Genomic DNA, 20,730 nt, shown 5'->3' on the forward strand with positions numbered 1-20,730 from the left:
ATAGTTCGTTTGTCCTATAGGTATATCGGTTCACGATTGCTGTTTATTCACTCTTTTTTTATTTTATTAAAAATATTTTTGACAAGATTACTCTTTTTAAACGTAAGCAAAAACCGTGTTCACACCTAAGCGGTTTGAACACGGTTTAACAGAAATACATCATGTTTTCTTTAACTAGAACGTCGATTCTCTTCTGTCGAATCGATCGATTCACTTAAACTGAGCGGTAAGACGATGATGAAGCGACTGCCTTTTCCAACTTCAGATTCGACGTGGATGACGCCTTCATGTTCTTTGACGATTTCCTTACAAATTGATAAGCCGAGTCCCGTTCCACCGATTCGACGTGTATCGGAATTATCGACACGATAGAATTTATCAAATAAATGAGTAAATGCGTGGCGTGGAATCCCAATTCCTTCATCCTTCACTTCAATGATGGCTTGATCGTCTTTCGTATCAATCCAGACATCTACACGTCCACCATCCGGAGAATACTTGATTGCATTATTGATCAAGTTGCTCATCAGCTGTTTGATTCGGTCCTCATCTCCTAAGATGAACGGACGGTCCGGACTGAGCAATTGCAAATGAAGATCGTGTCGTTCACTTGAAGCGTCATACAGGGACATCACTTGTTCAGTTAGGCTGAGCAAATCAAGATGTGCCATTTGGTACAATTGTCCACCCGACTGCATCCGTTGAACGTCTAAGAAGTCCGTGACGAGGTTCGATAATCGTTCTGTCTCATTATGGATCGTCGCTAGATACTTCTGCTGTTTTGAGTCATCGATCTTTCGATTTAGCATCAACTCTGTAAAACCGTAAATCGATGAGAGCGGCGTTCGCAATTCATGTGACACAGTCGAGACAAGTTCTGTTTTTAGACGATCGGCTTCTGTTTCCCGGGTAATATCCCGTAAGACGAGAATGATTCCCTTCCATCCCCCGACGACATCAATGCGTTCTGCGTAGACTTCTAGATGCGCCGTATTGTTTCGAACATCAAATCGGACTTTGTCCGGTGAAATCTTACCGGAACGAATTAAATCCAGATACGTATTAAAGGCTTCAACATCATCCACCAACTGACGCATCACATCAATGACGTACTCACTCGAAGGTAACGTCCGATCTACTGTGAATTCCGTTTGAAGTTCTGGAATCAAGTCAAACAATGGACGGTTGACGTATAACTCTCCATTTCCATCCTCGAGATAAATGATCGCTTCTCGAATTGAGTCCAACACTTGCTCGGTCTTTTCTTTTTCCTGACGCATTCCTTCATAAGAACGCGTCCGTAGAAGTGAAAGCGTCATTTGTTGCGCAAACTCGCGAATATCCGTCAGCTGTTGTCCTTTATATGCAGATTTGTAGCGAACGAGATAGATGGCAGCAATCAATTCATGCGTTTCTGGATCTTGAACCGGAATCGTCACCTCATACGTACTAAAGGAATACGGATGCTCTTTTTCACGTGTAACGCGCTTCTCCGATTGAACGAATTCCATCTTGCGAACAGATCGATTGATGACGGACATCTCATCTTTCAGGAGGTCTTTTATATAGTCCATCGTCATGCCGTTTGTGGTTGCACCCATAAACTGCCCTTCTTCATAAAGCAATAGAGCACCGTACTCTGAAGAAGTGATATCGATCATCTTTTGAACGATTGCTGGATACGATTCGACAGTTTCGCGAACGGCAAGTGCCTCTGTTAGTTCACTACGTAATCGCAACTTTTCCTCATTCTTTTTCGTCGTTTGATACGCTTCTTCGAGTTCCTCTTGTTGCGCCTGCAGTTCTTCTTGTTGCGCGAGCAATTCCTCACTTTGCGCTTGCAATTCTTCATTTTTACCTTGCATCGCATCCGTATGAGCATTCGTCGTCACGACCATCCGATTAAAGGAAGCACGTAATAATCCGATTTCGTCTGGACGTTTTTCTGTCGTCTTATCGATTTCAATTGGTTCCTTGCGAGCAAGTTTTTGATTATCGTCTACTAATCGTAACAACTGCCGCGTCATCCGGCGAAGGAACGGGTGAACGAATAAGAGAATGAATGCGACGAGCACAACGATACTTGAGATCCAAATCCATTGTGATTTTGCAACTTCACTCCGCAATTCCCCGACAGCGGTTTCTTGCTGTTGACTTAAATTCGTCCGGTATTCGTCAAGCGCTGCAGATGCTTTTTCAATATCTGGTGTAATATCGATTGAACCGTCTGCGGTTGGCTTTAATCGTCCTTGTTCTACGAGACGTTTCGCGATTGGTAAGGAAAATAGACTGTCCCCTTGTAAAAAATCCTCGTTGATTCGATTCGCCTTTTTTTCATTGACGTAAGACTGGGTCAGCGGAAATAAGGCGTCATAGTACAGTTCATATAAATTCGTCATTTGTGCCGCGAATTCTTCTTCTTCATCCGTTTTTGCGTTTCGCATGAACCAATCGGTCTCACTTTTAATATCTGTTCGAAGTGCTTGAACCTCGTCAAACCGATCCTGGTCTCCAAAGATGACAAACCCTCGTAAACCGAACTGAACCGTTTGCCAATTGTCCCATAAATCGTTGGCTCGGCGATTTTGTTCACTGATCGTTTCTAAATTTTGTTTAGACGTTTCAATTCGCCCTTCCATGTAGTCATAGACAAAGAACGAAGTAATCGATACTACGATCAGTACCGCATAAAAAACCGTCAGCAACTGCCGACCGATTCGTCGCCGAATCCAATTCATCATGAATGTATCCTCCTCATCATTCATTGAATGATGCTTTTTCATTTGTTTCTTTTAATATAATAGAAACGCTTTCGAAGCAACAGCTAAGATGTACAAAAAAAGACCTTTTCTCGGAATGTACCCGAAAAAAGGTCTTTTCATACTCTTATTTTTTCGCTTTTTTCACTGTCACAGACGTTACAGGACTCACTTGTCCGCGTGTATTCTTAACGTAAACCGACAGTTTCGCTTTTGCTTTTTGCTTTGGAATTTTGACGGAATAGTTTCCTTTAGAAGAAACCGTTCCTTTTCCGATGACTTTTTTCTTCGCATCTTTTACGTAGACGCTCAGTTTCTTTTCAGCTGTTCCGGTTACTTTCGTTTGACCGGCATAGACTGATTTCACTTTTGGTGCAGTTGGCGCTGGTAAGACTTTTACGATCGTCGGTTTACTTGTTCGTTTTGCAATATCCGTCACCGTAACGATCAAGCTTGAACCACCAACTTGCTTTGGCAATTTCGCGCTGAACTTACCTTTTGCATCGACTTTCGCTGTTGCAATTTTCTTTCGTTTCGCATCTTTGACTGTAATCGTACCGCCCGCAAGAGCTGTACCTGTCATTTTTGTCGCACCGGCAAGAACCGGTTTCACTTTTGGTGCTTTTGGTGCTTTTCCAGGAAGGACTTCTGTCCGTTCCGATGTGACGTCTAATCCATTCGCATAGCGAACCGTCAGAACTGTTTTTTGGTTTTGACGCGGAATCTTGACGCTGTATTTTCCTGCTTGTGCTGTTGTTGCAGCTAACTTTTTATTCGTTGTTGTTTCTTTGCCATTCTTATCTTTTGTTACGACAGCTGCCCACACTTCAACTTTCGTCCCTGTCTTGACTGTTCCAGAAACAACTAGTTGGTTATCGTAGACATCATTGACGTTCCCGTTCAAGTTCAACTGGGAGATCGCACGTGGAATACTGACTTTCCCGTAGCCAGCGACTGGACTGACATAAGCTGGGAACTCAGGCTCGATTTTCTCACCATCTTCGTCCTCATCTTCAAATTCATACCAGTCATTCGGATTTTCAAACGCAAGCGGTTCTGCACTCTTACGCAAGATTTGTTCGATTTGCGCTGGTGTCAGTTTCGAATTTAGTGATTTCAAGATACCCGCTACTGCGGCAACATGTGGCGAAGCCATACTTGTTCCATCCATGTACACCGTGTTACCGTCTGGAATCAAACTAGCCACTTTTGATCCTGGCGCTACGACATCAAGTCCAACACCATAGTTTGAATAATCCGCGACCATTCCGAGAGGGTTCGTCGCTCCGACAGAAATCGCGTATTCCGAGTTCGCTGGGTAACCGACCATCATGTCGTAGTCATTTCCTGAAGCAGCTACGACCGTAACACCATGATCTGCTGCATATTTCATCATATAAGCCATCGTCCGGCTCTCACCGCCACCAAGACTCATATTGATGACTTTTGCATCATGATCAACTGCATATTTAATCCCGAGTGCGATGGCGTCTGTTTCCCCTTCACCGTTCGCATTCAAGACTTTAACCGGCAGGATTTGTGCCGATTGATGGATTCCCTGGATACCATAATCGTTGTTCATCGTTGCTGCGATGACGCCTGCCACGTGTGTCCCGTGACCGTTGTCATCAATTGCATTCCCGTCACCGTTGACGGAAACGTAGTTCTTTTCATTTGCGATATCAACTTTGCCTTGTAAGTCCTTCAAACGATAATCAACACCTGTATCGATGACTGCAATCTTAACAGGAGCTAATTTTTTCGTTCCAAAACGTTGTTGGAATGCTTCAAAGCCGATCCCAACGTTATCAAATTGCTCAAAAGCAGTCTTTTTATTGACGGCCCACTGGTAGTCGAAGTTGATATCACTTGTCGCACGGTACGTCTGAACTTTCTCAACGTACTCAACGGCTGACGAACGATTGAGTGATTGTTTTAATGCTGCCGCTGATTGACCTTTAACAGTTGGATCTTCCGTCACGATGACGAAGTCTCCTGCATTGCCAAGGGATAAACGTTCTACATCATTTGCTTGAACACCCGCAATCTTCATCGAACGGTTCATCTTACCTGGTTTTAATTTGACGATGTAACGTGTTGTTTCTTTTGATTGGATACTCATACCCATTGACTGGAATGTTTCGCTTAACGAACTACCACTTAATTTCGAGATATCCATTTTATTTGCATATCCATCAATCTCTTCAGCGATCACAGTAGGTGACGCTTCACGTGATAATTTGTAAAGACGATCGACAGCTTGTTGATCAGCTTTCGTCAACGTGTATGAAGTTCCACGCACGAGTGCTTCCATCGCTGGTTTCAATGTTTTTAAATCTTCGTATGCTTGTTGACGCTTATCTTTGTTAAATAAAAGTGTTTTGACGACATAAGGCGATGCTTTGTAGTAAAGCGATGTCAAAGCGCGTCCAGCATCCGATTGGCTCAATACTTGTTTTTGAATCGAGTGCATGAGCGCAAGCATCGGTTTTTCTTCTTTTGTTTGTTTGAGCGCTTCTTCTGCCATACAGCTGATATCATTGATCGGTTCATACTCAACCGGCAATTTGACGTTGTTATACGTTAGTTTAGCGTGCGCTGCTTTTGTCGTCTTCCCTTCTTCGATGTTCGGGTAATATTCTACTTTGACATAATACGGTCCATCCCATGCGTATGGAACAGCTAGTTTTGTCGGTGTTTTTTCATTTAGCTCTGCTTCTGTCCGGTAACGATCAAACGTATCGTCTTCTGCAGCCATCGCTTCGCTCGGATAAGCTGTTACTTGAACAGGTTGATCCGTATCGATTGATAACTCGAAGTGAGAGGCAGTTTTTTCTACACCCGCTTCATGATTGACGCGGTACCAATATGTATTTTTTTCTTCCGTTCCTGTTTCAAGCGTCGTCTCTTGACCTGCTTTCAAAAGCGTTGCTTTAGCAAGGCCAGTCTCCGCCTTTGCTGTCGTAGGTCCTACTCCAAGCGTCAAAATCAGACAGCTCAGCATGACCCAAATCATCAGTTTCTTCACAGATGTTCCTCCTTCAAAATGGACGTACTTTACCTTAATTATAAACAGGATATGGATAAAATGGATATTTATTTTATGGATGTATCTTACAATTTTGAAAGGAAAGGCACTCAATGCTCACACGCATTGAATGCCTTTAATGATTATTTAAAATCTGCTACATATTCGCTGTATCCTTCTTGTTTCAATTCCTCTTTCGGAATGAAACGTAAAGCAGCCGAGTTCATACAATACCGAAGTCCGGTCGGTTTCGGACCATCCGAGAAGACGTGTCCGAGGTGTGCATTCCCATGTCGACTCCGGACTTCCATCCGTTTCATGCCGATTGAGAAATCACTTTTCTCAATGATATTCCCCGGCTCAAGTGGTTTCGTAAAGCTTGGCCATCCTGTCTTCGAGTCATATTTATCGTTTGATGAAAACAGTGGTTCACCAGAAATCAGATCGACGTAGATCCCGTCTGCCTTTAAGTCATGATACGGATTATCAAATGCCGGCTCTGTCCCATCTTCTTGTGTCACCTCGTACTGGATTGCGGTTAGTTTCTTTTTAATTTCCGCGTCTGATAATTTTGGATACGTTGGAAGGTTAAGTTTTGGTTGATCGTTCCAGTAGCGATTGATAAAGTCATCGCGTCCAGAAGCTGCCCGATAAAACTTATATTTTTTCTCATTCGTTAAATAATAATCCTGATGGTATGCCTCCGCTTCGTAAAAAGGACCTGCTGCAATCAATGGTGTGACGATTTTATCATCAAAAACCTGTTGTTTCTCTAAATCCTGTTTCGATTGCGTTGCAATTTCTTTTTGTGTTTCATTCGTGTAGAAAATCGCTGTCGTGTACGATTCCCCTTGGTCAACGAACTGACCGTTTGCATCTGTCGGGTCAATCTGACGCCAGTAGACATCGAGTAATTGTTTATATGAGATGACGTTTGGATCAAACGTGATTAACACCGCTTCCCGATGCCCTGTCGTCTCCGCCGATACTTGATTGTATGTCGGATTTTTAACATCACCGCCCGTGTAACCGGAAATGACCGATTTAACTCCTTTTAACTCCTCAAACGGTGGCTCCATACACCAGAAGCATCCTCCAGCTAAGATTGCCGTCTCTTCCGGTTGATAACTCAATTTCTTACTACCACTTGATTTTGCCTGCTGTTGCTGGAACACGAAGTATCCCCCGACCATGACGACGATGAGACCAATGACGGATAAAACTGTCCACATTCGTTTCTTCATCTCCCTTCGCCTCCTTTATTTAGCTTACGTCGCGTGACGTTTATTGGATGTTATTTTATTTAACTGTAACGCGCTGATGCTGGCTTGTCGTAGCATGTGCTTAAATGAAGCACATTCATTTATCTCTTCCTATGATCCTACTAAGATATATGTTTTTAATAAAAAGCAGCTGACACATCGTCAGCTGCTTTTGTGTGTTCAAAATGATTAACGCACGCTTTCTTCTTTGATTTTTTGCGGCTTCATGATTTTTGCTTCTTTTTTCTGACGCATGCGTTCCGCATTCATCAGTCCCCCTAACATCAAAACAACAGCCGATAAATAGAACCATGTCATCAAGACGATGATTCCGGCAAGCTGACCGTAAAGACGGTCGTAACTCCCAAATTCAGCGTAGTAAGAGAAGAATTCCGAAACGACTTGCCAAGCAATCGTCGCGAAAATTGCCCCGGGAAGTACCTGACGAACCGTCAAATGGACACTCGGTAAGATCCGATATAATAAAATGAAAAAGACAAGTAAGAACAATGTCCCGAGTCCCCAGCGGAATAAGAACCAAATCCATGAGTAGTTCGTTACGAAATCAGCAACGATTGAAAAATGATTGATGAAACGTCGTGTTAGTTTCTCTGAAATCGGAACAATCAATGAAATCGGTAAGATGATCATCATCCCGATTGTAAAAGCGAAGTCTTGCAACAGTCCGCGCCAAAACGGTGCTTTCCGTGTCACTTCGAGCGCATCATTTAGCGAGCGGACAAGTGACTGGACCGACATCGAAGCAAGCCAAAAAGCGGCGATGAAACTGATCGAGGCAAGCTTAAAGCCGCCTTGATCAAAGATTCCGACGACGTTCCGCTGAATCAAGTCGTACGTTTCTGCTGGAGCAAATGGTCGAATCAAATCCAGCACGTTTTCCGACGTAAACGGTAAGAACGAGACGATCCCAACCACAAATAATAAGAATGGGAATAAGGACAACATCAGATAATAGGCGAGCTGAGCCGATTTATCAAAAAAGGCTTCACCAAAAAAACGGGCAAATACAGGTTTGATTAAAGACATACAAATTTCCTCACTTTCAACTCATTCTCTACACTATCCCCCATTTCATAACTTCTTTAAACTTTTGGGAGTCTTTTGAACTTATAACAACCTTATACATCATTCAAGTTTGGCGCTTCGTTTCTTCGCGGGGTACACTAGGAACAGAGATTGTATCGTGCTTGTTTTTCAGAAAGGATTTCGATTCGTGGACCCATTCATTCAATCCGAAGCAGAACGCTTCTTTACTTCTTATATAGAGCAATACCCCGAAATGTCCGGACGTCAGCAAGAAGTCATCCGTTCGATTCAAATGACAGGAACATATGAACAGACGGCTTCCGAGCTCGCGTTCGGTGCTAAGCTCGCTTGGCGCAACAGTAACCGATGTGTGGGACGCCTCTTTTGGGAGCAACTTCATGTCTTTGACGCACGGGATGCGTTGACCGTCGAAGCGGTCCGCGACGCGTTATTTGAGCATATCCAGTTCGCGACGAATGAAGGACGAATTCGCTCGACGATCACGATTTTTCATCCGACACGTGTGCGGCTGCATAATCACCAACTGATTCGCTACGCTGGTTATGAGACTGCAACAGGAATCATCGGCGATCCGGCTTCTGTCCAACTGACACGACAATGTGAAGCACTTGGCTGGACAGGGGCAAAAACACCGTTTGACATCCTTCCTCTCTTGATTGAACTCGATGGACAACGTAGTCTGCATCCGATTCCAGACGAGCTCGTGCTCGAAGTCAGCATCACACATCCTGACTATGACCTGTTTGATGGTCGCGAAGTCCGCTGGTATGCCGTACCGATGATTGCTGATATGCAGCTTGAGATTGGCGGTATTGTTTATCCGTGTGCCCCGTTCAACGGTTGGTATATGGGAACAGAAATCGGCGCTCGTAACCTCGCCGATACGGATCGTTACGATCTGTTGCCGCTCGTCGCGACGCAACTCGGTCTGAACACATCGCGTGAACGTTCACTCTGGAAAGACCGAGCGCTCGTCGAACTGAACGTCGCCGTACTCGAATCTTTTGAACGCGCTGGTGTTACGATCGTCGATCACCATACCGCTGCGAAACAGTTCGCTCGTTTCGAAAAAAATGAAGCGGCATGCGGTCGCGATGTCACCGGGGAATGGTCCTGGCTCGTGCCACCGATGAGTGGTGCAACGACGCATATGTTCCATAAAGATTACGACCCAGAAATCAAACGACCGAACTTCTTTCCAAAACCAACACAGACAGCGCCTGTGACGGGTTGTCCGTTTCACCAAGGAGTATTGAAATGAATTATGTCGAACAGTTACGTCGAAAAATCGGTCACGATCCGGTCATTCTCGTCGGTTCCGTTGTCCTCGTCGTGCAACATGAACACATTTTGCTGGAACAACGGAACGAAGCACAAGCTCGCTTCGGTTTGCCTGGTGGATTAATGGAATGGGCGGAATCACCGGAAGAGACCGCTCGTCGGGAACTCCTCGAAGAGACTGGACTGGAAGTCGAACGATTGACGTTACTCGATGTCTACTCCGGTCCGCAATACGTGACGACCTTAGCGAACGGAGACGTCTTTCAAAGCGTCACTCTCGCCTATATCGGTGAACATCCGATCGGAACGTTAAAGCAAAGTGACGAAAGCATCAAACTTCAGTTCGTTTCGCTAGACGACTTACCCGATCACTTGGTCGGTTCTCACGCTCGAATGATTGAAGACTACAAAAAACGCCGCTGAAGGATAGCGGCGTTTTTCTTATAGTGACTGACGCATGATGTATTGCTTCAAATCCCGTTGTTTCCATCCTTCAGAACGTAATGCTTCCCACACTTGTACATCTGTCGATTGATAATGATAGGTCGTTCCCGGTAAATGGCGGACGACTTCTGTCGCATGCCTTGCTTTATGTTCTGTTGGACCGACGACCGACAATAAAGCAGCCTCCGCTACAGCGACGACACTTTCCTCGAGTTGATAATAATTCGCCTGCAAGCGTTGCATGACATGAGGATCTTGTTGCCAGATGTATTCTCCTTGTCCACGATACTGTTTTAAGAACTCTGTTTCTTCGATCGCTGGCAAAGCGGATTTTTGATGTTCATCGGTTAAATGAAAATATCCAATTTCTCCAACAATCTTGTAGTGAAGCGATTGATACAATCGAATCGCCGGATCGTTCCCTTGAATGACTTCAAGCATCAGTTCATCCATTCCGATTTCCTTAGCGTGGCTCAGTTGCGCTTGGTACAAGGCTTTTGCAATGCCAAGTCGTCGATACTGCGGTGAAATGCCCAGCCCTCCACATCGCATGATGCGTTGACCATCGATTTCCTTCCAACCGTTCAGCCAAAGACCAACCGGTTTTTCTCCATGGTAGGCAATAAACGAATGTTCCAACTGGTTTCCGTCTCGCTCGAGAATTCGCTTCTGAAACTCTGCTTCTGATAAGTGCAGCGGAATCAGGTAATCTTGAAATCCATCCTGCATCGTTTGATATGCTGTTTTTAAGTCAGGCGCGCGTTGAATATGAATCATCGAAAAACCTCCTTTTCCACTGAGCAGTTTCGCTATCTTTCTTGCGATTTCCTGCAGACAAAAACACCCTTGTCGCCAAGGGTGCCCTACTTATTGAATTTTAGAACGGCTACGTCCGTAACCAAAGTAAACAAGCAGTCCGATTGCTGTCCAAACGAAGAAGGCAATCCATGTGAATTTCTGTAAGTTGACCATCAACATGATACAAGCGAGGACTGATAGAATCGGTAAGACTGGTACGAACGGAACTTTAAAGGCACGCTTCAAATCAGGACGCGTCCGGCGCAGAATGATGACTGCGATTGAGATGAGCGCGAATGCTGCCAGTGTCCCGATGTTGATCAATTCAGCAAGTGTACCGAGTGGCACGAATCCAGCAATCAAACCGGCGATTGTTCCGAGAATCCATGTCGCTTTGACCGGTGTGTGTGATTTTTCATTAACATCCGAGAAGACTTTCGGTAAAAGTCCGTCACGGCTCATCGCGAACAAGAGACGAATAAGACCAAATGTCATGACGAGGATGACCGTCGTCATACCAACAATGGCACCTAAGTCGACGAATCCAGCAACCCAGTCTTGACCTGCGACTTTTAACGCAAGCGATACGGGACTATCGACACCCTCGAACTGTTTGAATGGAACGATTCCGACCATGATAGCCGAAACGACGACGTATAGAACGGTAACGATCGCAAGCGATCCCAAGATTCCGATTGGTAAGTTACGTCCTGGGTTTTTGACTTCTTCTGCCGCTGATGTGACCGCATCGAACCCAAGGTACGCAAAGAAGGCAATCGCCGAAGCTTGTAAGATCCCACTCATACCAAACGGAGCAAATGGTTTATAGTTGCCTGGTTCGACATACCAAATCCCGACGACGATGAAAAGAACAACGACGGCAACTTTGACGAGTACCATGACATTGTTGACGCGTTTTGTTTCTTTAATGCCAAGTGAAAGCAAGAGCGTGATGACCATTAAAATCAAGAATGCCGGTAAGTTAAAGAATGTCTCGCTTCCCGGTACAGCTCCTGGCGCAGCTGTTAAAGCCGTCGGTAAATGGACGCCGAAACCTGCTAAGAGCGACTGGAAATACCCTGACCAGCCAGTTGCAACGGCACTTGAAGCGAGTCCATATTCTAAGATCAAACACCACCCGATGATCCAGGCGACAAGTTCCCCGATCGTTGCGTATGTATACGTATATACACTACCTGAAACAGGAATCATCGACGAGAATTCAGCATAACAAAGGGCTGCGAGTGCACAGACGACTGCAGAAATAATGAATGAGATCGGTAAAGCTGGTCCAGCATAAAGAGCACCCGTTCCTGTTAGAACGAAAATTCCGGTTCCGATGATGGCACCGATTCCAAGTAAAATAAGGTCAAACCCTGATAAATGACGTGCCAGTTTGGAATGTTGTTTCATATCCATCATTACACTGACATCTTTCTTGCGAAGCAAACTCATGTTTCATCCTCCGAACTTTTCTCTTTTTTCTGAATATTCAAATCATTGAGGTAATTGACTTTCTAATCATAACAAACGATGTCAGGTTCGATAAGTCTTTTTTTCTGTATTTTTTCACAAAGTGGTCAAACCACTTTTGTGAAAATACGACAACGCTTTGATGCATCAACGCGAAAACACCCTTTCCCCTAAAGTTAGAGGAAAGGGCGTACTCTCATTACGGACGATCGTTAGGGTGATCGAGGTTTGGACGATTGTTCGGATGATCGAGGTTTGGCCCTTTATGATCATTTGGGTCAATCGGATAATCATCTTGTTGTGCTAAATCATTTTCTGGCAACGCACCTTTTGGTGTACCATGTGTCGTTTCATCTGTTGAAGATGAACGCGCTGAACGTGGTGCACGATCTGGTGTGACATCATCCGCTGCTTGTGACGCAGCACCTTTTGCTGCATCTTTCAAGCTTGGTGAAGAAGAAGTCGATGCAGACTTACTTGGAAGATTCGATGTGTCGACTTCCGTGTTCTCTGCTTTCTTTTGCAAACGATCGAGGTAACGCGATGCATTATCACGTCCACCGAGACCAAAGGCAAGACCGAAAGCAAGCGCAAGTGCTCCAAGGATCAAGATGAAGGCTGAGTTGACGATTGTATCCGCAACACCCAATTGATCAAGTGCCATGAAGACAGCAAGTGCAAGAATCGCATACTTCGCAACGATTGAGAGGACTTTCAGTTCAGAGTTACCGAACAGGCTGTCCATCGTACGTTTGACAAGGTTGCTGACGATGATACCGATCGCGAGAATGATGATCGCTGTCAAGACGCTTGGCAAGAAAGCAAGGACGGCACGACCGAGGTCGACCATGAAATCAAGACCAATCAAATTGAAGGCTTCGACGACGAAGAGAACGACGATGACGATCTCAACGAGTGCACCAACGATGGAAGCTGGTGATGTAGACGCTTGGTTCGCATCCCACGTCCCGATTTTCAAGTGACGTGTTAGATTGTTGAATCCAAGACGTGACAGGAGATCCGTAACGAATTTCTTGATGAAACGTCCGACATAAAGACCGACAAGAATCAGAACGACACCGACAATGATATTCGGAATCATACCTAGGACATCGTTCAACATGTTGATCGCTGGTCCTGTAATTCCTTTAATATTTAATTGATCAAGTGCTGAAATCGTGATTGGAATCAGAATCAAGATGAAGACGACTGTTCCAAGAATCGACGACAGTGATTTCGAATCTTTTTGATCATTTGACCCAAGATTGAAGCGAGATGCAAATTTATCCGTTCCAACAGCATGAAGGAAATTCGTCACGATATCGCGGACGATTTTCGCTACGAGGAAGCCAACGAAGAAGATGGCTGCCGCAGCAATCAAGCGTGGAATGAATCCAAGGAATGACGATAACAATTGGCTAAACGGTTGTGAGACACTCTCAATGTTCAACGCACCAAGTACACCTGGTAGGAACAGAAGCAAGACGAGGTAGAAGACGATCTCCCCTGCGATTTTTGGATAAGCTGAAAGATCTGTCTGACCTTGAAGCATCTTGTTCGAACGTACTTTGTCGTTCGCCATCAGCTTCGTACCTGCTTTGACGATGATCATGCGGAGAACGACCGCGATGACATATGCCAAGAGGAGGATGAGGGCTGCTTTCAGGATATTTGGGATTGCCGCGAGCAATGTACTCATCGTATCCGCAAGTGGTCCCGCAATGATGTTCAGATTAAGGATATTGAAGACCAAGATTAGGACGAAGACCATGAGAACCCAAAAGACGACAGTCCCGATAATTTTTTCAGGTGTCCACTTTTTCTTCTTTGGTGGCGCTCCTTCTTTTTGAGGCGATAACTTGTTGACGACTCCAGATTTCTCTAACGCTTTTTGAATCCCGTTCGCAATCAGCTTAGCAATGAGCCATCCAATTAAAAAGACGATGATCGCTCCAAGCAAGTTGCCGAGTGATCCGAGAATGCCGTTCAAGTTCAACGACGTTCCGTTCCAAATGTTATTCATCTTTTCACACTCCTTCACCTAAGATAAAATTATATATTTCTAACACTTCTTTAATTTCCCCAGCTAAAGGATTTGTTAAACCCTTACCTGTACCAGAATGTGGCGTTTCTTGTTTTTCCTACAAGAAATTGGATAACTACGGTATGTGAAAATACACATTTACAATAATCGTTTCTAAAAAAAAGCAGCATCGTCTACATGACGACACTGCCTTATATCATACGACTTCTTTTTCAGAGAATTGGCTGTTGTACAGATCCGCATAAAATCCATCTGCCTCGAGTAATTCCTTATGAGTACCTTGTTCGATGACACGCCCTTGATTCATGACGAGAATCAAATCAGCATCTTTGATCGTCGACAGACGGTGAGCAATGACGAAACTCGTCCGTCCTTCCATCAACCGTCGCATTGCTTGCTGGATGAAGACCTCCGTCCGTGTATCCACACTAGAAGTCGCTTCATCAAGGATCATGATCGGAGGATCGGCAAGAACTGCCCGAGCAATCGTCAACAACTGTTTCTGACCTTGCGAGATGTTCGAAGCTTCCTCATTCAAGACGGTATCATACCCGTCCGGCAATGTCCGGATGAAATGATCAGCATGTGCGGTCTTCGCTGCCGCGACAATCTCTTCTTCGGTTGCTCCATTTTTACCGTAAGCAAGATTGTCTCGGATCGTACCGTTGAAGAGCCACGTATCTTGTAAGACCATACCGAACGTCGTCCGTAAGTCTTCGCGTGACATTTCACGGGTATCGATACCGTCAATTCGAATCGTCCCGCCGTTTAATTCATAAAAGCGCATCAATAGATTGATCATCGTCGTCTTACCGGCACCCGTCGGTCCAACGATCGCGACGGTTTGTCCCGGTGCGACATCAATGTTCATATCCTCGATCAAGAGATCATTTCCGTAACCAAAATCAACGTGTTCGAATGCAACGGCTCCTTCAGCCTGCGCAAGACGATGCGTCGTCACTTCCTTGATCTCTTCTTCTTCGTCGAGTAATTCAAAGACACGTTCCGCCGCTGCGACAGTCGATTGGACGATGTTCGCGATGTTCGCCGTTTGTGTGATTGGTTGCGTGAACTGACGTGTATAGGTGATGAACGCTTGAATATCCCCGATCGAGATGGCCCGTTGCGTGACGAGAATCCCACCGACGATACTGATCAGGACGTAACTGATATTCCCGATGAACATCATCATCGGCATGATGATCCCGGAGATGAACTGCGCTTTGCGCCCTGCTTCATACAACTCCTCGTTAACGGCATCGAACTGCTCGACCGCTTTGCGTTCATGTCCGAACGCCTTGACGACAGAGTGTCCGGTATACATCTCTTCGACGTGTCCGTTCAACTGACCGAGTGTCCGTTGTTGATCGGCAAAGTATTTTTGGGATCGTTTCAAAATCGGACGAATCGCAAAAATCGAGACCGGCAACGAGACAAGTGAAATCAGTGTTAACAATGGACTAATCGTCAGCATCATGATTAAAATCCCGACGATTGTCACGATCGACGTGATGAATGAAGTCACACTTTGTTGTAACGTACTCCCGATCGTATCGATGTCGTTCGTCACACGGCTTAGTGTCTCCCCGTTCGGACGACCATCATAGTATTTTAATGGCAAGCGTTCGAGTTTATGATTGACGTCCTCACGTAAATCGTAGACTGTTTTTTGAGCGATGCCCGACATCAAATACTGTTGCAAGTAATTGAACAGACTACTGATGATATAAAGTCCAGCGAGCCACAAGAGGATCTGTCCGATTTTCGTGAAATCAATTTCTGCTCCTGGTACACCTTGGAATTTCGCATACGCACCTTCAAACAATTCCGTGATCGCCGTTCCCATGATTTTCGGACCGGCAATCATGAAGACTGTACTGAGGATCGCTGCTAAAAAGACACCGATCAGTGCCGTCCGACGCGGACGCAGATACCGAAGCAGGCGTCGGAACGTTGCTTTGAAATCCTTTGGTTTTTCACCAAGCATCATCATATTTCCGCCACCGGGACCACCAGGCGGAGGACCGCCGGCAGGTCGTTTCTTCTCACTCATGCGATTTCCTCCTCTGATAGTTGTGACTTCACGATTTCCTGATAGACGGCGTTGCTCGCAAACAACTCGTCGTGCGTGCCGATTCCAGCGACTTTCCCTTCATCAAGGACGATGATTTGATCGGCATCAATGACCGTGCTGACACGCTGAGCAACGATCAAGACCGTCGCTTCGCGCGTTTCTTCTCGTAACGCTTTTCGAAGTGCGGCATCAGTCTTAAAGTCGAGCGCTGAAAAACTGTCATCAAAGACGTATAGATCTGGTCGACGAACAAGTGCTCGAGCAATCGACAACCGTTGTTTTTGTCCACCAGAGACGTTTGACCCACCTTGTTCGATCCGCGCGTCGTAGCCGTCCGTCATCCGTTCGATGAAATCGGTCGCTTGTGCGATTTGCGCTGCATGCGCGACTTCTTCATCTGTCGCGTCCTCTTTTCCGAAACGAATGTTTTCGGCGATCGTACCCGTGAACAGTAATGCCTTTTGGGGAACGAAGCCGATTTTCGACCGCAGTTCCTCTTGCGGTACATCCTGGCTATCAACACCGTTGACCCGGATGCTCCCTTCCGTTACGTCATAAAAACGGGGAATCAAATTGACGAGCGTTGATTTACCAGAACCCGTTCCGCCGATCACAGCCGTCACTTCACCTGGTCGTGCCGTAAAACTAATATCGGATAAAACGGGTGTCTCAGCTCCTGGGTAACGGAACGTGACACGATCAAAGACGAGCGTTCCTTTTTCACGGTCAGCGGTTTGTGTTCCCTCATCTGTCATTGTTGGTGTCATCTCGAGGACTTCATTGATCCGTTTCGCCGAGACGGCTGCCCGCGGAATCATGACGAACATGACTGACGCCATGACGAGCGCGAACATGATTTGCATGACGTACTGGATGAACGCCATTAAGTCCCCAATCTGCATACCACCATTATCGATCCGGATGCCCCCGAACCAAATGACACCGACGACCGTCAAGTTCATCACGAGCATCATCACCGGCATCAAAAACGCCATAATTTTATTGACCTTAATCGAGACTTCCGTCAAATCGGCGTTCGCTTTCGTTAACCGGACTTGCTCATCGCGTTCCCGGTTAAAAGCGCGGATGACACGGATCCCGGTCAAGTTCTCACGTAGGACAAGGTTCAGTCGGTCGAGTCGCTTTTGGACCTTTCCAAACAACGGAACCCCTTTCCACAAAATCAATAGGATTGAAAGCACAAGAACAGGCATCGCAGCGACGATGACGAGCGATAGTTTGGCGTCTTTTGAAACGGCCATGATCAATCCACCGATAAACATGATTGGTGCACTGACGACCATCCGTAACATCATGATAACGACTTGTTGAACTTGTGTGATATCGTTCGTCGTCCGTGTAATCAATGACGCCGTTCCGACTTGATCGAACTCTTGCAGGGAAAATCGTTCAACATGGTTGAAGACTTGGCGACGGATATCCCGTCCGAGTCCCATTGATGCCTTCGACGAATAATAACTAGCGGCAACGGCAGCTAACGCTCCGATGCCGGTAATTCCGAGCATGACGGCACCAATTTTCCAAATGTAGGCGGTATCGCCGGTGACGACCCCTCTATCAATGATGTCTGCCATCAGTGTCGGCAAATAGAGATCAGACATTGATTGTGCGAAAACCAAGACGAGCACCGCGAGTACTGCCCATTTATACACCGTCAATCGTTTGAGTAACTTAATCATCCGAGCATCCTCCTTTCATTTCTGGCTGTAAGATACGTCCGATGCCTTCTGCAATCTGAGCATGCGTCGCAAGCATCTGTTCGAATACCTCTTGATCAATCGTCTCTAGAACCTGTTCGAGTTGACGTTGCATCCCCTTCTCTTGTTCTTGAATCTCCGTCACGAATTGTTGTCCTTGATCACTAAGCGATAGGACGACTTCTCGTCGATTTTCAGGATTCGTCTCCCGAATGACCCAACCGGACTGAACGAGGCCCTCAATCGACTGACTCAGTGTGCTCTTTGGTAAATGCGTATGTGTCGCGAGTGCTTTTTGCGAGATCGGTCCACGTGGCGCAATCGTCATCAAGCTATGAAATTGCGGTAAACTGAGTCCGTTTTCCTGCGCCGTCTGGTGTGCTGCTCGAACGAGATGTCGTTGTACATTCCAAAACGACTGCATCATCGCCGTTGAACGAACCGTTTCCGTTTGCTCCATCCTGTTTCGCCTCCTTGTTCCATTTCAAATCGTTCCAAAAGGAACAATTACTTATATGAATTAAAATACGCTGATTATTCCTGGTTGTCAACGAAAAGGCGATGTGAAAAATCACATAGTTTTGCTATGCTTTTGTAGAGAAGGAGTGGAGATAGATGAGACATGAGATGGGATTATATGAAGTACCGTTTCGTTCGATTGAACAACGGCTGAAAACGGTCGAAATTCGACTCAATGATCTGAAACGCCAACAAGTACAAGTCGGTGATCAGATTCAGTTCACGCATACGGAGACGAACGAGACGCTACTCGTCCAGGTGACGAAACGGGAGACATTTCAAGATTTTCAAGCACTGTATGAACACGTATCACAGGAATCCATCGACTGCGTCGGTTGGTCGATCGATGAACTCGTAACATCTACGTATACGATCTATTCACCAGAAGCCGAGCAACAGTACGGAGCACTAGCTCTTCATATCGAGTTATTGCCATAAAAAACGTCTTTTCTACAGTCAGCGTAGAAAAGACGTTTTTGAATTCATTCGGGTTCGACGTGAACATGGATATCATAAACTCCGTATTCTTCCGTCAGCGTATCCTCAACACGTGTCGCAATATCGTGCGCTTGATGGATATTCAAGGTGGAGTTGACGAGGATGACGACATCAACGACTTCATTGTTGCCGTAGTTACGTCCTTTGATCGATTTGATGCCTTTGACACCTTCGAGATCGAAAATGACATCTTCGTACATCTTCAGTTTCTTCTCATCAAAGCCATCTGTCAGTTCGTGTGACGCTTCCGTGAAGATATCCCACGCCGTCTTACAGATCAAGAAGCCGACGATGATCGCTGTCACGACATCAAGCCAGGGCATGCCGAACTGTGATCCGACGATCCCGATTGTCGTCCCGACACTGACCCAAGCATCGGATAGATTATCTTTCGCTGCCGCCATGACGGCTTTGCTTTCAATCTCCTCGGATAACTTCTTATTGTAACGATAGACGAAGTACATCACGAGAGCTGAACTAATTCCGACGTACGCTGCAAGAACATCAGGCGATTCCTGCTTGCCTTCGAATAACGTCGAGATCGTATCGATCAAGACTTGGAGACCGACTGCCATCATGATGAAGGAAGCTACGAGCGAGGCAATCGTCTCACTTTTCCAGTGTCCGTACTTGTGATCGTCATCTGCAGGACGTTGTGAGATCCGTAAGCCGATTAAGACGGCAATCGACGCGATGATGTCCGTCGCGTTGTTCAAACCGTCCGCCCGGAGTGCGGCGGAATCTGCTGTATAACCAATGATTAATTTTAAAGATGATAACAAGATATAGGCTGCAATACTGATCATCGCACCGCGTTCGCCGCGTTTTAGATTATCGTATTTTTGTTGTTCCATTCTCGTCGCCCCACTTTCTCTGCGATTAGCAAACCTCATCGTACCAGTCGGAAATCGAGTGGGTCTAGAGAAATCATTTTGTTTTGAACTAGGTAATTAACAAATACGCAATAATGTTTCCCTATACCAAATTGAATTCGATTACGTCATGTAGCTATTTTAAAGAAAATCGGTAGCATTATCTTAAAGAGCAACCAACTTTTTTGACTTGTCAGACTCTTTGACGAACATAATTCGTGCAAGTTCTGAAGGGAATCGGTAGACTAAAGGTACAACACCAAGAGGAGGAGTTCTCACAATGGCAGAATTCATTAAGAGTGAAGAAACATTCAAGGAATTGATTTCAAGTGATGCACCGGTCATCATCAAGTTCGAAGCAGACTGGTGCCCCGACTGTAAACGGATGGATTACTTCATGCCGGACGTCGAGTCACAATTCGACCACTTACCAATCCATACGATCGACAAGGATGAGTTCCCTGAAATCGCATCGAACCACGATGTCATGGGGATCCCAAGCTTACTCGTCTTCAAAAACAATGAAAAACTGGCACATTTGCATAGTGCAAATGCGAAAACACCAGAAGAAGTTACAGCATTCCTAAAGCAAAACTTCAACTAAGCAAAAATAACCTGACGCCGCAGCGTCAGGTTATTTTTTATGTACCGATCTGATTTGGAGTGCTACTTCAATCCTTCTCAGCTTTTCTTAAAAAAGATGCGAGTGAACAGATTCGTAATCGTTCCAGCTATCGCTGCTTCGATCAGAGCGACGACCACGATTGCTAATGAATCCTGTATACCTAATGCGCCCAAGAAATTAATGAAATTCAGAATCAAAAATAGAATGAAGAAAATTAAATAGTCTCGTTTTCGCATAGTAATCCTCCTACTCAACACATATTTGTCG

16 protein-coding genes are annotated in these 20,730 nt (G+C 45.5%); 4 read left to right on the forward strand and 12 right to left on the reverse strand.

The window, feature by feature from the left end:
- Positions 1–170: 170 nt before the first annotated feature.
- The 4 genes from BW42_RS11390 to BW42_RS11405 all read right to left on the reverse strand — a co-directional run bounded on the left by BW42_RS11390 (position 171) and on the right by BW42_RS11405 (position 8,096).
- Positions 171–2,741 carry an ATP-binding protein gene (locus tag BW42_RS11390; RefSeq protein WP_052019123.1) on the reverse strand — a complete coding sequence of 857 codons (2,571 nt, stop codon included), beginning with the start codon at positions 2,739–2,741 and terminating at the stop codon, positions 171–173.
- A 145-nt stretch (positions 2,742–2,886) separates the two neighbouring features.
- Entirely contained in the window at positions 2,887–5,787 is a 2,901-nt protein-coding gene (locus tag BW42_RS11395) for a S8 family serine peptidase (protein ID WP_035411147.1), read from the reverse strand.
- Positions 5,788–5,930: 143 nt separating this feature from the next.
- On the reverse strand, positions 5,931–7,031 hold the full coding sequence (gene msrB, locus BW42_RS11400) for a peptide-methionine (R)-S-oxide reductase MsrB (RefSeq protein ID WP_035411150.1): 1,101 nt from the start codon (positions 7,029–7,031) through the stop codon (positions 5,931–5,933).
- A 207-nt stretch (positions 7,032–7,238) separates the two neighbouring features.
- Positions 7,239–8,096 (reverse strand): YihY/virulence factor BrkB family protein, encoded by an 858-nt coding sequence (locus BW42_RS11405; protein ID WP_035411153.1) that lies wholly within the window; start codon positions 8,094–8,096, stop codon positions 7,239–7,241.
- A 187-nt stretch (positions 8,097–8,283) separates the two neighbouring features.
- On the opposite strand from BW42_RS11405, the gene BW42_RS11410 reads away from it, so the two are divergent.
- Together BW42_RS11410 and BW42_RS11415 are read left to right on the forward strand one after the other, a co-directional pair.
- Positions 8,284–9,378 (forward strand): nitric oxide synthase oxygenase, encoded by a 1,095-nt coding sequence (locus tag BW42_RS11410; protein WP_052019124.1) that lies wholly within the window; start codon positions 8,284–8,286, stop codon positions 9,376–9,378.
- Positions 9,375–9,821, forward strand: a complete 447-nt coding sequence (locus BW42_RS11415; protein ID WP_035411156.1) for an NUDIX hydrolase — start codon at positions 9,375–9,377, stop codon at positions 9,819–9,821. The genes BW42_RS11410 and BW42_RS11415 overlap by 4 nt, the downstream gene beginning before the upstream one ends.
- Positions 9,822–9,839: 18 nt before the next feature.
- Here the strand turns inward: BW42_RS11415 and BW42_RS16040 are convergent, their stop codons facing one another.
- From BW42_RS16040 to BW42_RS11445, 6 genes are all read right to left on the reverse strand, one after another.
- Positions 9,840–10,619, reverse strand: a complete 780-nt coding sequence (locus tag BW42_RS16040) for a GNAT family N-acetyltransferase (RefSeq protein ID WP_052019125.1) — start codon at positions 10,617–10,619, stop codon at positions 9,840–9,842.
- A 90-nt stretch (positions 10,620–10,709) separates the two neighbouring features.
- Positions 10,710–12,095: an amino acid permease gene (locus BW42_RS11425; protein WP_035411158.1), complete on the reverse strand. Its 1,386-nt coding sequence runs from the start codon at positions 12,093–12,095 to the stop codon at positions 10,710–10,712.
- Positions 12,096–12,312: 217 nt separating this feature from the next.
- Positions 12,313–14,136 (reverse strand): mechanosensitive ion channel, encoded by a 1,824-nt coding sequence (locus tag BW42_RS11430; protein ID WP_035411161.1) that lies wholly within the window; start codon positions 14,134–14,136, stop codon positions 12,313–12,315.
- Between the two features lie 217 nt (positions 14,137–14,353).
- The gene (locus BW42_RS11435) at positions 14,354–16,210 is read right to left on the reverse strand and encodes an ABC transporter ATP-binding protein (protein ID WP_035411164.1); all 1,857 of its coding nucleotides are present in this window, start codon (positions 16,208–16,210) and stop codon (positions 14,354–14,356) included.
- Entirely contained in the window at positions 16,207–17,931 is a 1,725-nt protein-coding gene (locus tag BW42_RS11440) for an ABC transporter ATP-binding protein (protein ID WP_035411167.1), read from the reverse strand. Before BW42_RS11440 ends, BW42_RS11435 begins: the two co-directional genes overlap by 4 nt.
- The gene (locus tag BW42_RS11445) at positions 17,924–18,409 is read right to left on the reverse strand and encodes a MarR family winged helix-turn-helix transcriptional regulator (RefSeq protein WP_035411169.1); all 486 of its coding nucleotides are present in this window, start codon (positions 18,407–18,409) and stop codon (positions 17,924–17,926) included. Before BW42_RS11445 ends, BW42_RS11440 begins: the two co-directional genes overlap by 8 nt.
- Positions 18,410–18,564: 155 nt before the next feature.
- Between BW42_RS11445 and BW42_RS11450 the strand changes: the two genes are divergently transcribed.
- Entirely contained in the window at positions 18,565–18,906 is a 342-nt protein-coding gene (locus BW42_RS11450; protein WP_035411172.1) for an ASCH domain-containing protein, read from the forward strand.
- Between the two features lie 44 nt (positions 18,907–18,950).
- Here the strand turns inward: BW42_RS11450 and BW42_RS11455 are convergent, their stop codons facing one another.
- A complete protein-coding gene (locus tag BW42_RS11455; protein ID WP_035411174.1) occupies positions 18,951–19,820 on the reverse strand; it encodes a cation diffusion facilitator family transporter in 870 nt (289 codons plus the stop codon).
- A gap of 298 nt (positions 19,821–20,118) precedes the next feature.
- On the opposite strand from BW42_RS11455, the gene BW42_RS11460 reads away from it, so the two are divergent.
- Positions 20,119–20,442 (forward strand): thioredoxin family protein, encoded by a 324-nt coding sequence (locus BW42_RS11460; protein ID WP_023466923.1) that lies wholly within the window; start codon positions 20,119–20,121, stop codon positions 20,440–20,442.
- Positions 20,443–20,519: 77 nt separating this feature from the next.
- On the opposite strand, the gene BW42_RS11465 is transcribed toward BW42_RS11460, so the two are convergent.
- Positions 20,520–20,699: a hypothetical protein gene (locus BW42_RS11465; RefSeq protein ID WP_035411175.1), complete on the reverse strand. Its 180-nt coding sequence runs from the start codon at positions 20,697–20,699 to the stop codon at positions 20,520–20,522.
- Positions 20,700–20,730 lie beyond the last annotated feature (31 nt).

The organism is Exiguobacterium sp. RIT341 (assembly GCF_000632205.1).
GTDB lineage: Bacteria > Bacillota > Bacilli > Exiguobacteriales > Exiguobacteriaceae > Exiguobacterium_A.

What these genes read in the sequence shown, in the direction of transcription:
- BW42_RS11465 (WP_035411175.1), bottom strand. Translation starts at nt 20,699, where the DNA reads ATGCGAAAACGAGACTATTTAATTTTCTTCATTCTATTTTTGATTCTG.
- BW42_RS11415 (WP_035411156.1), top strand. Translation starts at nt 9,375, where the DNA reads ATGAATTATGTCGAACAGTTACGTCGAAAAATCGGTCACGATCCGGTC.
- BW42_RS11390 (WP_052019123.1), bottom strand. Translation starts at nt 2,741, where the DNA reads ATGATGAATTGGATTCGGCGACGAATCGGTCGGCAGTTGCTGACGGTT.
- BW42_RS11435 (WP_035411164.1), bottom strand. Translation starts at nt 16,210, where the DNA reads ATGAGTGAGAAGAAACGACCTGCCGGCGGTCCTCCGCCTGGTGGTCCC.
- BW42_RS11430 (WP_035411161.1), bottom strand. Translation starts at nt 14,136, where the DNA reads ATGAATAACATTTGGAACGGAACGTCGTTGAACTTGAACGGCATTCTC.
- BW42_RS11405 (WP_035411153.1), bottom strand. Translation starts at nt 8,096, where the DNA reads ATGTCTTTAATCAAACCTGTATTTGCCCGTTTTTTTGGTGAAGCCTTT.
- BW42_RS16040 (WP_052019125.1), bottom strand. Translation starts at nt 10,619, where the DNA reads ATGATTCATATTCAACGCGCGCCTGACTTAAAAACAGCATATCAAACG.
- BW42_RS11425 (WP_035411158.1), bottom strand. Translation starts at nt 12,095, where the DNA reads ATGAGTTTGCTTCGCAAGAAAGATGTCAGTGTAATGATGGATATGAAA.
- BW42_RS11460 (WP_023466923.1), top strand. Translation starts at nt 20,119, where the DNA reads ATGGCAGAATTCATTAAGAGTGAAGAAACATTCAAGGAATTGATTTCA.
- BW42_RS11455 (WP_035411174.1), bottom strand. Translation starts at nt 19,820, where the DNA reads ATGGAACAACAAAAATACGATAATCTAAAACGCGGCGAACGCGGTGCG.
- msrB (WP_035411150.1), bottom strand. Translation starts at nt 7,031, where the DNA reads ATGAAGAAACGAATGTGGACAGTTTTATCCGTCATTGGTCTCATCGTC.
- BW42_RS11440 (WP_035411167.1), bottom strand. Translation starts at nt 17,931, where the DNA reads ATGATTAAGTTACTCAAACGATTGACGGTGTATAAATGGGCAGTACTC.
- BW42_RS11450 (WP_035411172.1), top strand. Translation starts at nt 18,565, where the DNA reads ATGAGACATGAGATGGGATTATATGAAGTACCGTTTCGTTCGATTGAA.
- BW42_RS11445 (WP_035411169.1), bottom strand. Translation starts at nt 18,409, where the DNA reads ATGGAGCAAACGGAAACGGTTCGTTCAACGGCGATGATGCAGTCGTTT.